General features: G+C 53.5%; 16 protein-coding genes. 13 read left to right on the top strand and 3 right to left on the bottom strand.

Annotated elements, in window-relative coordinates; all coding sequences use genetic code 11:
* Positions 1–15: 15 nt before the first annotated feature.
* Positions 16–396 (bottom strand): rhodanese-like domain-containing protein, encoded by a 381-nt coding sequence (locus EVJ33_RS09670; protein WP_131436617.1) that lies wholly within the window; start codon positions 394–396, stop codon positions 16–18.
* A gap of 164 nt (positions 397–560) precedes the next feature.
* Between EVJ33_RS09670 and mntR the strand changes: the two genes are divergently transcribed.
* Together mntR and hpt are read left to right on the top strand one after the other, a co-directional pair.
* Entirely contained in the window at positions 561–989 is a 429-nt protein-coding gene (gene mntR, locus EVJ33_RS09665; protein WP_131436615.1) for a transcriptional regulator MntR, read from the top strand.
* A 178-nt stretch (positions 990–1,167) separates the two neighbouring features.
* The gene (hpt, locus tag EVJ33_RS09660) at positions 1,168–1,695 is read left to right on the top strand and encodes a hypoxanthine phosphoribosyltransferase (protein ID WP_131436702.1); all 528 of its coding nucleotides are present in this window, start codon (positions 1,168–1,170) and stop codon (positions 1,693–1,695) included.
* 55 nt (positions 1,696–1,750) lie between these two features.
* Here hpt and EVJ33_RS09655 read toward each other — a convergent pair whose 3' ends face one another.
* Complete coding sequence (locus tag EVJ33_RS09655) at positions 1,751–2,164, bottom strand: SA1362 family protein (protein WP_131436613.1); 414 nt, start codon at positions 2,162–2,164, stop codon at positions 1,751–1,753.
* A gap of 16 nt (positions 2,165–2,180) precedes the next feature.
* On the bottom strand, positions 2,181–3,125 hold the full coding sequence (locus EVJ33_RS09650) for a DUF1385 domain-containing protein (RefSeq protein ID WP_131436611.1): 945 nt from the start codon (positions 3,123–3,125) through the stop codon (positions 2,181–2,183).
* A 143-nt stretch (positions 3,126–3,268) separates the two neighbouring features.
* On the opposite strand from EVJ33_RS09650, the gene aroQ reads away from it, so the two are divergent.
* The 11 genes from aroQ to dxs all read left to right on the top strand — a co-directional run bounded on the left by aroQ (position 3,269) and on the right by dxs (position 13,133).
* Entirely contained in the window at positions 3,269–3,706 is a 438-nt protein-coding gene (aroQ, locus tag EVJ33_RS09645) for a type II 3-dehydroquinate dehydratase (RefSeq protein WP_131436609.1), read from the top strand.
* The gene (locus EVJ33_RS09640) at positions 3,702–4,769 is read left to right on the top strand and encodes a M24 family metallopeptidase (protein WP_131436700.1); all 1,068 of its coding nucleotides are present in this window, start codon (positions 3,702–3,704) and stop codon (positions 4,767–4,769) included. The genes aroQ and EVJ33_RS09640 overlap by 5 nt, the downstream gene beginning before the upstream one ends.
* A gap of 29 nt (positions 4,770–4,798) precedes the next feature.
* Positions 4,799–5,365: an elongation factor P gene (gene efp / locus EVJ33_RS09635; RefSeq protein ID WP_131436607.1), complete on the top strand. Its 567-nt coding sequence runs from the start codon at positions 4,799–4,801 to the stop codon at positions 5,363–5,365.
* 113 nt (positions 5,366–5,478) lie between these two features.
* Entirely contained in the window at positions 5,479–5,934 is a 456-nt protein-coding gene (gene accB / locus EVJ33_RS09630) for an acetyl-CoA carboxylase biotin carboxyl carrier protein (RefSeq protein ID WP_131436605.1), read from the top strand.
* Positions 5,935–5,941: 7 nt separating this feature from the next.
* Positions 5,942–7,285 (top strand): acetyl-CoA carboxylase biotin carboxylase subunit, encoded by a 1,344-nt coding sequence (accC, locus tag EVJ33_RS09625; protein WP_483297309.1) that lies wholly within the window; start codon positions 5,942–5,944, stop codon positions 7,283–7,285.
* A gap of 112 nt (positions 7,286–7,397) precedes the next feature.
* On the top strand, positions 7,398–7,781 hold the full coding sequence (nusB, locus tag EVJ33_RS09620) for a transcription antitermination factor NusB (protein WP_034777985.1): 384 nt from the start codon (positions 7,398–7,400) through the stop codon (positions 7,779–7,781).
* A gap of 83 nt (positions 7,782–7,864) precedes the next feature.
* On the top strand, positions 7,865–8,701 hold the full coding sequence (gene folD, locus EVJ33_RS09615) for a bifunctional methylenetetrahydrofolate dehydrogenase/methenyltetrahydrofolate cyclohydrolase FolD (RefSeq protein WP_131436601.1): 837 nt from the start codon (positions 7,865–7,867) through the stop codon (positions 8,699–8,701).
* Complete coding sequence (gene xseA / locus EVJ33_RS09610; RefSeq protein WP_131436599.1) at positions 8,694–10,043, top strand: exodeoxyribonuclease VII large subunit; 1,350 nt, start codon at positions 8,694–8,696, stop codon at positions 10,041–10,043. The genes folD and xseA overlap by 8 nt, the downstream gene beginning before the upstream one ends.
* Positions 10,012–10,242: an exodeoxyribonuclease VII small subunit gene (gene xseB, locus EVJ33_RS09605; protein ID WP_131436597.1), complete on the top strand. Its 231-nt coding sequence runs from the start codon at positions 10,012–10,014 to the stop codon at positions 10,240–10,242. Before xseA ends, xseB begins: the two co-directional genes overlap by 32 nt.
* The gene (locus tag EVJ33_RS09600; protein ID WP_236634590.1) at positions 10,239–11,117 is read left to right on the top strand and encodes a polyprenyl synthetase family protein; all 879 of its coding nucleotides are present in this window, start codon (positions 10,239–10,241) and stop codon (positions 11,115–11,117) included. The genes xseB and EVJ33_RS09600 overlap by 4 nt, the downstream gene beginning before the upstream one ends.
* A 123-nt stretch (positions 11,118–11,240) precedes the next feature.
* Positions 11,241–13,133, top strand: a complete 1,893-nt coding sequence (gene dxs, locus EVJ33_RS09595; RefSeq protein ID WP_201739692.1) for a 1-deoxy-D-xylulose-5-phosphate synthase — start codon at positions 11,241–11,243, stop codon at positions 13,131–13,133.

The raw sequence follows: 13,133 nt of genomic DNA, 5'->3' as shown, positions 1-13,133 counted from the left end.
ACGTATGCATCCGGGTCAGCCTTTTTTGACTTTCCCTTTCCAATTCTTGAAGCCACCGTCGAGCATGTAGATGTCGGTATAGCCATTTTTCATAAGCAGCTTGGCCGCCTGGTTCGAACGTGACTTGCCTTGGCAATACATGAGGATCGGTTGATCTTTGCGAAGTTCTTTCATGCGGAGTTTCAATTGTCCGACCGGGATGTTGCGGGCGCCGACAATGTGGCCTCCCTTGTACTCGTTCGGTTCACGGACATCGATCAATTGACCTTTACGAAGCGACGCACGAAACTCTTCTTGTTTCATTTTCTTCAAACCGCGTGCCGGCAAGAAACGCCAAACGATGTATGCGATGAGCGCAGCCCATAGGATGATGACGAGGATGGTTTCGATTCCCATTGATGTTCTCCCTTTCTCTATTAAGTTTCACCAACATCCATTATAAAGAATTTAAGGTCATGAGACAATGATTGACTGATGGATTTACCCGTTCTGCTTTCGGTTTCTAGAAGGTTACGTTAAAATAGAGGTTGCAGAACGGAACATAAGGGGAGGCTACGCCCATGCCGACACCGAGTATGGAAGATTACTTAGAACGAATTTATTTGCTAATGGTCGAGAAAGGATACGCCCGCGTGTCCGATATCGCCGAACATTTAGGGGTGCATCCCTCCTCTGTCACGAAAATGGTGCAAAAGCTCGACCGGGAAGACTATTTGATTTATGAGAAATATAGAGGACTCATGTTAACGAAAAAAGGCCAAAAAATTGGAAAGCGTCTCGTCGAGCGTCATGCGATGCTTGAATCATTTTTGCGCTTGATCGGTGTCGACGAGGCTCATGTCTACGAAGACGTCGAAGGGATCGAGCACCATTTGAGCTCGAATACGCTCGACTGCATGACCCAGTTCGTCGAATTTTTTGAAGATAAGCCTGAATTGATGGCCCAGTTTCGTGCGTTCCAAGAACTGAATCAGACGGACGATGAGTAAGCCCAAATGACCGCTCCGACGACTTGAATCGGAAGCGGTCTTTTTCTACGTGGATGTAACTGAAAACCGAACAATCACTTTTAAATTATGAAGTGAAGTCTATTTTTTAGCTCGTTTTATGATAGAATGGGTGCTGTTAAGACTGATAAGGGGGTGACGGCGAACAATCGCCGACATGATGGATATTCAAATCAAAGGGAAACTGTTTGACGAGGCACAGATCAAACAACGCGTGGCGGAACTCGCCGAACAAATCGAACGGGATGCGGCCGGGACACCGATCGTCCTCGTGGCGGTATTGAAAGGGTCGCTCGTCTTCGCAGCTGATTTGATGCGGCAAATGACGGGCAGTGTCCAATTAGACACGGTCGCGACGTCTTCTTATGGGAAGAAATCGGTTTCGAGTGGGAACGTCCAACTCCGTAAAGATTTAGATCTCGATGTCGAAGGGAAGTACGTCGTCATCATTGAAGACATTATCGATACAGGGCAGACGCTCAAATTCTTGTGTCAGCATATGACGTTGCATCAACCCGGACAATTGAAGATTTGTACACTTCTCGACAAGCCGGCTCGCCGACTCGTCACGCTCGACGCTGATTACGTCGGTTTCGAGATTCCGGATGAGTTCGTCATCGGTTACGGGATCGATTATGCCGAACAATATCGTAACCTTCCGTATATCGGCTTCGTCGAAACGGATTGATTTTCGAATCACGACAAAAAACGAACCAGTTCGCCCGTGGCGACCTGGTTCGTTTTTACATATTCGCTTTCTTTTTCTTCTTGCCTTTTTTTCCCTCGATGACGGTAAGGTGAGGGGCGTCACTACGATGCGTCGAACGGGTAGGGCGCTTCGAGAGCTTCGTCACGTTCGAACCGGGTTTTACTTTCTTTTTCGTCGTAGCGGATGGCTTCACTTTAGGGTTCGCACCTGGCCGTTGCATCCGTTTTTTTGAAGCCTGGGCCGTCTTCCGGTACCGTACATCCTCGGCTGAGATTTTAGGCGCCATGAACACACGGTAAATCACGTAGAAGATTAACCCGAAAATACCGATGAAGAGCAACTGTCTGAACAATCGACCGGGGTCGGTCGCGAGCATATGTCCGACTCCGATGAATCCTAAGATGAACACGATCGTGGCAGCGGTCGTTCCGATTCTTTGTCTGATCATGGTGCTTTCCTCCTCTTTATCCCTCTCTTTGCACGGCCGGTTGACCAAGTTCTGAACGTTCCCATGTTTCGAAAGCCTCGATGGCGACGCGGATTTGATCATCGTTCGGTTCGCGTGTCGTCAACAGCTGTAACGATAGTCCCGGCTTGCCGAGGACGGACAGGAAGCGATGTTCACGAAAACGGTTTGTAAATTGAAGCACCTCAAACGAGATGCCGATGACTACCGGTAACAAGGCGATGCGGCTGACGAGTCGAACCCAAAGCGGATCGATTGGGACGACCATATAGACACCGATGCCGACGAAAACAGTGAATAGAATGAAGCTTGACCCACAACGATAGTGGAGACGTGAGCTCGAACGGACGTTCTCCACAGTGATCGGTCGTCCGGACTCATAACAGTTAATAACTTTGTGCTCAGCACCGTGATATTGAAACACGCGGCGAATGAGTGGCGTCAAAGAAATCAAATAGAGGTAACTGAGTAGCAATACTAATTTTATTCCCCCTTCGAGGAGGTTTTGAATCACGTGACCGGACAAGGCGGGCACGCTTTGGAACATGGCGGCGAGGAGTGCCGGCGTGACGTTGAAAATGAGCTTGCCAAACACGTACGAGATAATCCCGACGATCGCGATCATGACGACCATCAAAATATTCTGTTTCTTTTCATCCGGCTTCGTTGCCTCGTCCTCGCTCGGGTCGACGTCATAACGATCACTGGCGAAATTCATGTGGGCGGAACCGTTTTTGAGCGATTCGTATAAGGCGACCACGCCGCGCAGGAACGGGACCTTCTTTAAAGATTGGACCCAAGGGACGAGGATACGGGGTTGCTGGAACGTTTCGATGGACCCGTCCTTCCGGCGGATGGCCGAGGCACTCTCGGCGCGTCCTTGAAACATGACGCCTTCCACAAGCGCTTGGCCTCCAACAGGGATCAGTGGTTTAGTTTTCATGGCATTTCCTCGATTCCTACAGTTATATAGTTGAATTATACCGTGATTCGTCCGAAAAACGAAACCAGATGAACGTCAATTGTCGCTACAACCGTTAAATTTGTTACAATAGAGGCGACTTGACGAACAGGGGGGGGAGACTTGTGCATATACTTGTCTTGAATGGGCCGAATTTGAATCTACTCGGAAGACGCGAACCGGACGTATATGGTGACGTTTCATTGAAGGGGCTGACGGCGGAGCTGTTACTCGCCGCGCCAGATGACGTCCAGTTGACGTTCGTCCAATCCAACCATGAAGGCGAACTGATTGATGCCCTGCACGAAGCGTATGATTATGCAGGGGTTATCTTCAACGCCGGGGCGTATACGCATACGTCGATCGCGCTCCGAGATGCCATCGCCGCCATCAAGGCCCCGGTCGTCGAAGTACATATCTCGAACGTGCATGCACGAGAGTCGTTTCGTCATGAATCCAAGCTCGCCGCCGTCTGTTTCGGTGTCATCAGCGGCTTTGGGTTGACGAGTTACACGCTCGCGTTGCAGGCATTGATCGAACATTGGAGGAATCGACATGATTGAACGGGTCAGCAAACTGCAAGCTCAGCTAGAAGCGAACGGAATTGACGGATTACTCGTGACGAAACGGGAGAATATTCGCTATTTGTCGGGTTTCACCGGGTCAAGTGGCGTCCTCGTGATCACAGCGAAGACGGCGAGCTTCATCACCGACTTCCGGTATACAGAACAGGCCGCGAGCCAAGTGAAAGGATTCGACATCATCGAGCATAAGACGTCGCTCATCAAGTCAGTCGCAGATGTCGTCGATCAGGAAGCGGTCGCGCGCCTCGGTATCGAGCAAGATGACATGACGGTCGGTCAATTCCGGACGTATGAAAAAGACGTCAATGCCGAGCTCGTCGAGACGTCAGGCATCGTCGAAAAGCTACGCTTGATTAAGGATGAGTCAGAGATTAAGATAATGAAGGAAGCTGCGGCGATTGCGGATGCGGCGTTTACGCATATCCAGTCGTTCATCCGCCCAGGCCGGACTGAAAAAGAAGTCGCGAATGAACTCGAGATGTTCATGCGGGCAAAAGGTGCCGACTCGTCATCATTTGATATGATCGTTGCTTCGGGCCATCGTTCGGCATTGCCGCACGGTGTGGCCAGTGACAAGGTCATCGAAGCAGGCGAGCTCGTGACGCTTGATTTTGGGGCTTACTATCAAGGCTACTGCTCGGACATTACGCGTACGCTCGCTGTCGGCGAAATCTCCGACGAGTTGCGCAACATTTATGACACGGTGCTTCGCGCGCAACTCGCAGGCGTCGAGGGAACAAAAGCCGGCATGACGGGCATCGAGGCGGACGCGCTGACGCGTGACGTGATTAAAGAAGCCGGCTACGGTGAATACTTCGGACATTCAACAGGACACGGCCTCGGGATGGAAGTCCACGAGGCGCCAGGACTATCGTTCCGTTCAGAGACGGTGCTCGAGCCGGGGATGGTCGTGACGGTCGAACCGGGCATTTATATCGCCGGAATCGGCGGATGTCGCATCGAGGACGATATCGTCATCACCGAGACTGGAAACTTCCGTCTCACGCAGTCGCCGAAAGAGTTAATTACGATTGAGGCTTGAGTCTCAGCTCATCTTAGGAGGAAATCAACATGGTATCAGTTAACGATTTGAAAACAGGATTAACGGTCAAAACATCGGACGGGTCGATTTGGCAAGTCATCGAGTTCCAACACGTCAAACCAGGTAAAGGCGCAGCCTTCGTCCGTACGAAGATGCGTAACTTGCGCACGGGCGCGATTCAAGAGACGACGTTCCGTGGTGGCGAACGCATCGAACGTGCGCACATCGAGCGTAAGCGTATGCAATACCTTTATCCGATGGGCGACACATACGTATTCATGGACACAGAGTCGTATGAGCAACTCGAACTCACGGGCGAGCAAGTAAAAGCGGCGCTTCCATACATGCTTGAAAACATGGAAGTGAGCATCGCAGATTACGATGGCGAAATTCTCGGCATCGAGCTCCCGACGACGGTCGTCTTGACGATTGTCGAAGCCGACCCAGGCGTCAAAGGCGACACGGCATCGAACGTGAAGAAAAACGCGACAGTCGAGACGGGCCACATCATCCAAGTGCCGCTCTTCATTGAGCCAGGCGAAAAAGTAACAGTCGACACGCGCACAGGCGATTTTACAGGGCGCTATAACGGGTAAAACAAAGGGTATCCATTCTTCGGAATGGGCCCTTTTTTTGTCGTTGCATTCACTGGTCTGACCAGTTATAGTAGAGTAGAGATTAGTACCAGGTATAAATAGGGGGTTATTTCATGCAAATCGAACAGATTAAAGAGCTGATAACATTGCTCGATCAGACGTCCGTCCACGAGCTGGAACTCGAGACGTCGGAGTTTAAACTTTCATTGAAAAAAGAAGCGGCCCCACAATTCGCCGCTACTCATACACCAATCGTGCACGCGGCCCCGGTCGCAGCGCCTGCGCCGGGCGTTGAGACCGAACCAGAAGCGGCCCCAACCCCTGCGCCGAGCAACTTGCGCACAATCACATCACCGATGGTCGGGACGTTCTATTCGCGTCCGGCACCAGACAAAGACGCATATGTGCAAGTCGGCGATCGCGTCGAAGCTGGACAAATCGTCTGTATTTTGGAAGCGATGAAACTGTTCAATGACGTCGAAGCGGAAATCAGCGGGGAGATCGTCGAGATCCTCGTCGCTGACGGCGATTTAGTCGAATACGGTCAAGCGCTCTTCAGCGTGAAGTGAGGTGTCTATGAAACTACTCATTGCCAACCGTGGAGAAATCGCGGTCCGGATCATCCGCGCCGCGAAAGAGTTGAATATTCCGACGGTCGCCGTCTTCTCGGAAGCAGACCGCGAGGCGTTGCACGTCCGTCTGGCTGACGAGGCGTATTGCATCGGACCGAACCCGTCGAAAGACTCGTATTTGAATATCCCGAACATCCTGTCGGTCGCGTGCGCGGTCGATGCGACGATGATTCATCCGGGTTATGGCTTCTTGGCCGAGAACGCCGAATTCGCCGAGATGAGCGAGGCGTGCGGCATCCAATTTGTCGGACCGAGCAGTTATGCGATTCGGAAGATGGGCATAAAAGACGAAGCGAAGCGGACGATGATCGAGTCGGGCGTACCGGTCGTCCCGGGATCGAGCGGTGTCGTCACTGACGAGGAAGCGGTCGAACTCGCCCGTGAAATCGGGTATCCGGTCATCATCAAAGCAACGGCCGGTGGTGGCGGGCGCGGAATCCGTGTCGCCTACGACGAGACAGAGCTCGTCAAAGGGCTCGCCGACACGCGTAAAGAAGCGAAGCAGGCGTTCGGTAACGGCGACGTCTATTTGGAGAAATATATCGAGTCGTTCCGCCATGTCGAGGTGCAAGTGCTTGCGGATCAATACGGCAACGTCATCCACCTCGGGGAGCGGGACTGTACGATTCAGCGTCGGATGCAAAAGTTGGTCGAGGAAGCACCGTCTCCGGCGATCGATGAGACGACCCGTCAAGCGATGGGCGACGCGGCCGTGAAAGCGGCCAAAGCGATTCAGTATTCGGGTGCGGGCACAATCGAGTTCATCTACGTCCCGGAAGTGAACGAGTTTTATTTCATGGAGATGAACACGCGGATTCAAGTCGAACACCCGGTCACCGAAATGATTACCGGCTTCGACCTCGTCCAAGCGCAACTCGAAGTCGCGCTCGGTCATCCACTCGCCATCAGCCAGTCGGACATCACGTTCAGCGGGCACTCGATCGAGTGCCGGATCAACGCAGAAGACCCGTTTGCGGACTTCCGTCCGATGGCCGGTAAAATCGATCAGTATATCGTTCCTGGCGGCATGGGCGTCCGGGTCGACAGTGGTCTCTATGCCGGTGCCGTTATTCCACCGTTTTATGATTCAATGGTCGCGAAACTGATTGTTCACGCACCGACACGGGAAGAGGCGATCGCGAAGATGCTTCGCGCGCTCGATGAGTTCACGGTATCGGGCATCCATACGACGATCCCGTTCCATCAACAAGTCATGGCCCACGAACGTTTCCGGGCGGGTGCGTTCGACACGAAATTTGTCGAAAAAGAAATGACGCTCACGAAATGATCCTGACCAGGAAGCCCGAACATTATTTGGGCTTCCTGGTTTTTTGTACTGAATTTATGGAGGCGTTATGCTAAACTATCAAAATGAAAGCATGCAAAAGGAGAGTATCTGAATGAAACGTCATGAAGCACGGGAAAAAGCGATTCAAACGCTTTTTCAAATCGAAGTATCAAAACTTGAGGTAGACGAGGCCATCGAATTTGCCCTCGATGGCATGGACTCCGATCCATTTTACGAACAACTCGTCGTGGAGACGTTAGAAAAGAAAGACGAGATTGACGAATTGCTCGTCGAAAACTTGAAAAACTGGAGACTCGATCGTCTCGGAAATGTCGAGCGGACGATTCTCCGCATGGCGACGTACGAGTTGCTCTACGTCGAGACGATTCCGGACAAAGTGACGATCAACGAGGCGGTCGAACTCGCCAAATCGTTCGCCGATGAAGAAGCGGCCAAGCTCGTTAACGGCGTGCTCGGAAACATCATCAAAGCGTAAAATAAAGAGAAAAACGCGTCAGGCAAACAGAGAAGACACCACACCAACTACAGAGAAACCTAAGACAACGGGGGATGAGAGAGATGGCAGTAGTGATCGACGGGAAACAAATCGCAGCATCATATCGGGAGACGTTAAAGGAACGGGTCAGCGCGCTGCGCGCGCGCGGCATCGTTCCAAAACTGAAAGTCATTTTAATCGGGGATGATCCGGCGAGCCACAGCTACGTCCGGGGGAAAGAACGGGCGGCGGCTGACATCGGCATCGATTCACAAGTGATTCGCTTCGATGACACGATTTCAGAACGTGAAGTGCTCGAACTCATTGATTCGATGAATGCGGACGACGCATTGCACGGGATTCTCGTGCAGTTGCCGTTGCCGAAGCATATCGATGAGAATCGCGTCATCATGCGCATCTCACCGGACAAAGACGTGGATGGATTCCACCCGACGAACGTCGGGAAGATGATGCTCGGTCTCGAGACACTATTGCCATGTACACCTCACGGGATTCTGCACCTCGTCAAGACGCAGATCGACTTGGTCGGTAAACACGTCGTCGTCGTCGGTCGCAGCCAAATCGTCGGGAAACCGGTCGGGATGTTGTTCTTGAACGAATCGGCCACCGTGACATACTGCCATTCGAAGACGAATGATCTCGGGTCGATGACGCGCCAAGCTGACATTTTGATTGTCGCTGTCGGTCGGGCCGGTCTCGTCACAGCCGATATGGTCAAACCGGGAGCAATCGTCATTGACGTCGGTGTCAACCGCGTCGACGGTCGTCTCGTCGGGGATGTCGACTTTGAAGGCGTCCGTGACGTGGCGAGCGCCATCACTCCAGTTCCGGGTGGAGTCGGTCCGATGACGATCACGATGCTCATGCACAATACGGTCGAGGTCGCCTCACGTGGCTAATCCGATTCAAGTCTCCGAAGTCGTCCGTTATGTGAAACGTCAACTCGACGGTGACCCGGTGTTGCAACACATCGCCGTCATCGGCGAGATTTCAAATTTCAAACGTTACGCCTCGGGGCACTGCTACTTCACCCTCAAAGACGAAACGTCCCGGATGAAGGCGGTCATGTTCTCACGTGACGCCCGAACGCTCAATTTTGAGCCGACGGACGGGATGAACGTGGTCGTCGTCGCCCGGGTGACGATGTATGAGTCGACGGGTGATGTTCAATTGTACGTCGAACTCATGCGGCAAGACGGCATCGGTATGTTGTTCGAGCGGTATGAGGCGAGAAAGCGTGAGCTCGAGGCGAAGGGCTGGTTCGCAGCGGAACGGAAACGTCCGCTGCCGGCCTTCCCAGAGCGCATCGGCATCATCACCTCGCCGAAAGGCGCGGCTCTCCACGATATCGCCACGACGCTTAGACGGAGGGCACCGCACGTGGCGATCACGTTCGCGCCCGTCGCTGTGCAAGGGGATCAATCCGCTCCGCAAGTGGCGAGTGCGATTCGCTGGATGAACGAACGCACCGATTGCGACGTGTTGATCGTCGGACGCGGCGGCGGGTCGATCGAGGAGTTATGGGCGTTCAACGAGGACGTCGTCGTCGAGGCGATTTACCACTCCGAGATCCCTGTCATCTCGGCCGTCGGCCATGAGACTGATTTCACGCTGGCTGATTTTGTCGCCGACGTACGAGCGGCCACGCCGACAGCGGCGGCGGAACTCGCGACGGCCACGATCGAAGCGCAACGGAAAGACGTGGAACGATTAAGCCGCGCACTCACGCGGGTCGTGACGACTCAAATGGCCTCGCTTCGCGAACGAGTCGAGCGCATGAAAAACAGTTACGGCTTAAAATCACCTCGTTATACGATCATGCAAAAACGTGAACGGTTCGCCCAAGCCGAGATTCGACTCGAACAAAGTGCCACGAAACAAGTGACGCACGCGCGGCACCGTTTCGCAGCATCGGCGCAACGTCTCGATGTCCGCAATCTGATGCAAGTGTTCCGAGCGCAAGACGACCGCTTCCGTCAATACGAAGGACGGTTGGAACGCATTCGACCGCTCGAGAGACCGACGGATCAATTCGCGCGGTTGGCAGGTCGATTGGAATCTGTCAGCCCGCTCGCCGTTCTCGCGAGAGGCTATACGTTCGTCGAACAGGACGGGACGTACGTGAAAGATGTCAAACAACTACATGACGGTGTGGTGACGATCCGATTTCGGGATGGCCATGCCGTCGCGGAAGTGAAGGAGAGACACGATGGCGAAGAAACAAGAAGAACTGACGTTTGAAGCGGCACTCGCCCGGCTCGAGGAAATCGTGACGCAACTCGAGACGGGAGAAGTCGCCCTTGAAGAAGCGATGACGCTGTATGAGGAAGGTGTCCGATTGTCGGCCCTCTGTCAAACTAAATTGACGGCGGCGGAACAAAAGATGGACGAAATCCTTGAACTCGACGGCACGCTCCGTGAAAAAGGAGGCGCAGTATGAGCATGCAAGTGCATCTACAGGCATGGAAAGAAGAGGTCGAACAGGCGACACGTCGTTTGCTCGACCCGTCTTTCATGCCGGAGCGTTTATTTCAATCGATGACCTATTCTCTCGACGCGGGTGGGAAACGGATTCGTCCGGCTCTTCTTTACGCCGTCCTCGATACATACGGCCGTCCACGGGCGCTCGGCCATGAAGCGGCTGTCGCCCTCGAGATGGTTCACACGTACTCGCTCATCCATGATGACCTTCCGGCGATGGATGATGATGACGTCCGCCGAGGCCGTCCGACGAACCATCGTCAATTTGACGAGGCGACGGCGATTCTCGCAGGGGACGCCTTGCTCACGGACGCGTTTCATCTTTTGGCGCGGGCCGATTTGGAAGCGACGAAAATCGTTGCCCTCGTTAAACGGTTCAGTGAGGCGGCAGGCAGTGCCGGCATGGTCGGTGGTCAGCTGGATGACATGCTTGCTGAAAAACGTACTGGCGTGACGTTGTCGACCCTTCAATCGATTCATGAACGAAAGACCGGGGCGCTTCTCGTGTACGCCCTTGAAGCAGGGGCGATTCTTTCGGATGCCTCGGAGACGGACCGCCTGGCACTCGGACGGTTCGGAAAACATCTCGGGATCGCCTTCCAAATCCAAGACGATATTTTAGATGTCGAAGGGGATGAGGCGCTGATCGGGAAACGAGTCGGCTCGGACGAAGGCAACGACAAAGCGACGTATCCAAAGTTGCTCGGTCTCGACGGAGCGAAAAAAGCGCTCGAACAGGAAGTCATGGAAAGTGAGGCCGCCTTGGCCGCATTGTCGGTCGATGCCCCGCGTTTACGGGAGCTTCTCGACTTCGTCGTACGACGCAATCATTAATCTCGGTGACACGATGAGCACATCGTGTCACCTTTGTTTTTGTGAATGTATAGCATCTATGGACACATTCTTGTAAAATATAAGGTACGAATCAGTAATAAGACAGGAGAAAGGATGGTCATCATGGACTTGACATCCATTCAAGACCCGTCATTTTTAAAAAGGATGTCGGTACCCGAGTTAGAAGCACTCGGCGCAGACATCAGACGGTTTTTGATTGAAAAATTGGCTGAAACGGGAGGGCATTTGGGGCCAAACCTAGGGGTTGTCGAATTGACGCTCGCCTTGCACCGTGTATTTGACAGTCCGAAAGACCAACTCGTATGGGACGTGGGGCATCAAGCATACGTCCACAAAATCTTGACAGGACGGACGAATCAGTTCGACACGCTCCGTCAATATAACGGGCTATGCGGCTTCCCGAAACGTTGTGAGAGTGATCACGACGTCTGGGAGACGGGACATAGCTCGACCTCCTTATCGGCCGCGATGGGAATCGCCATCGCGAACGAATTGAAGGGACGCTCGAACGACCGGGCGATCGCCATCATCGGGGACGGAGCGCTCACAGGGGGGATGGCGCTCGAAGCGCTCAATCATATCGGCGCCGAGAAACAAAACGTGATGGTCATCTTGAACGACAACGAGATGTCCATCGCTCCGAACGTAGGTGCGATGCACAACATGCTCGGCCGGATGCGGTCGTCACGTAAATTGAAGCACGCTCGCGAGGAAGTCGAGGCGCTCATCAAACATATCCCGATTGTCGGCAATTCGCTCGAACGGAGCGGAGAACGTGTGAAGGATATGCTGAAATCAGCGCTCATCCCAGGGACGTTCTTCGAAGAGCTCGGTTTCACGTACTTCGGGCCGACGGACGGTCATGATTTACGCGATCTGCTTGAGACGCTCGAGTATGCCAAGAAAATTGATGGGCCGGTCATCGTCCACGTCATCACAAAAAAAGGCAAGGGTTACCGCCCGGCCGAACTCGACGGTGTCGGTACGTGGCACGGCCTCGGGCCATACAAAATCGAATCGGGTGAAGTCATCAAAGGGAAAGTCAAAGGACCGAGCTATTCGAAGGTCGTTGCTGAGACGATCACAAAAGTCGCTGAGACGGACGAGCGGGTGACACTCATCACGCCAGCGATGAGCGTCGGTTCGAAACTCGATTGTTTTAACAAACAATTCCCAGAGCGCATGTTTGACGTCGGCATCGCCGAACAGCATGCGGTCACATTGGCCGGCGGACAAGCGACACAAGGGCTGAAACCAGTCGTCTCGATTTACTCGACGTTTTTCCAACGCGCCTATGATCAGCTCGTGCACGACATTTGCCGTCAAAACTTGAACGTCGTCTTCACGATCGACCGTTCCGGTCTCGTCGGAGCGGACGGGGAAACGCACCAAGGCGTGTTCGATATCGCCTTTATGCGTCACGTCCCGAACATTCGCATCTTGATGGCGAAAGACGAGGAAGAATTGCAGCATCTCGTCTATTCAGCGCTGAAATATGATGATGGTCCGATTGCCGTTCGGTTCCCGCGTGGCGAAGGGATCGGCACGCCGATGAGCGAGACGCTCCGCGAATTGCCGCTCGACGTCTGGGAGACGGTCGCGGAGGGGACGGATGTCGCCATCTTGACATTCGGCCCACAAGTGCAGGACGCACTCGAAGTCCGTGCTCTCCTCGAAGGGCATGTGAGTGTCCGTGTCATCAACGCTCGAACGATTAAACCGCTCGACGACGCCATGCTCTCCGCTTTATATGCGGAAGGCATCCCGCTCGTCACGTTAGAGGAAGCAGCGCTCGCCGGTGGATTCGGTAGCAGTGTGCTCGAACATGCGAGCGATGCCGGACAGTTCCCGCGTGTGCTCCGACTCGGTATTCCGGACCGCTATATCGAACATGGCGGCGTCAATCAGTTGCTCGAAGAAATTGGGCTCCGTCCGACGCAAATCGCTGACTCGGTTCAGCAGTTCGTTCAAGTGACAAATCGACAGAATGTGTGA

Origin of the sequence: Exiguobacterium sp. SL-10 (assembly GCF_004337025.1) — a bacterium.
In the GTDB taxonomy this organism is placed as follows: domain Bacteria; phylum Bacillota; class Bacilli; order Exiguobacteriales; family Exiguobacteriaceae; genus Exiguobacterium.
This window is presented reverse-complemented; position numbering and strand designations above follow the sequence as displayed.

Bases quoted from the DNA above. Each gene is read 5' to 3' on its own strand.
- EVJ33_RS09670 (WP_131436617.1), bottom strand. From the start codon at position 396: ATGGGAATCGAAACCATCCTCGTCATCATCCTATGGGCTGCGCTCATC.
- mntR (WP_131436615.1), top strand. From the start codon at position 561: ATGCCGACACCGAGTATGGAAGATTACTTAGAACGAATTTATTTGCTA.
- hpt (WP_131436702.1), top strand. From the start codon at position 1,168: ATGGATATTCAAATCAAAGGGAAACTGTTTGACGAGGCACAGATCAAA.
- EVJ33_RS09655 (WP_131436613.1), bottom strand. From the start codon at position 2,164: ATGATCAGACAAAGAATCGGAACGACCGCTGCCACGATCGTGTTCATC.
- EVJ33_RS09650 (WP_131436611.1), bottom strand. From the start codon at position 3,125: ATGAAAACTAAACCACTGATCCCTGTTGGAGGCCAAGCGCTTGTGGAA.
- efp (WP_131436607.1), top strand. From the start codon at position 4,799: ATGGTATCAGTTAACGATTTGAAAACAGGATTAACGGTCAAAACATCG.
- accB (WP_131436605.1), top strand. From the start codon at position 5,479: ATGCAAATCGAACAGATTAAAGAGCTGATAACATTGCTCGATCAGACG.
- accC (WP_483297309.1), top strand. From the start codon at position 5,942: ATGAAACTACTCATTGCCAACCGTGGAGAAATCGCGGTCCGGATCATC.
- nusB (WP_034777985.1), top strand. From the start codon at position 7,398: ATGAAACGTCATGAAGCACGGGAAAAAGCGATTCAAACGCTTTTTCAA.
- folD (WP_131436601.1), top strand. From the start codon at position 7,865: ATGGCAGTAGTGATCGACGGGAAACAAATCGCAGCATCATATCGGGAG.
- xseB (WP_131436597.1), top strand. From the start codon at position 10,012: ATGGCGAAGAAACAAGAAGAACTGACGTTTGAAGCGGCACTCGCCCGG.
- EVJ33_RS09600 (WP_236634590.1), top strand. From the start codon at position 10,239: ATGAGCATGCAAGTGCATCTACAGGCATGGAAAGAAGAGGTCGAACAG.
- dxs (WP_201739692.1), top strand. From the start codon at position 11,241: ATGGACTTGACATCCATTCAAGACCCGTCATTTTTAAAAAGGATGTCG.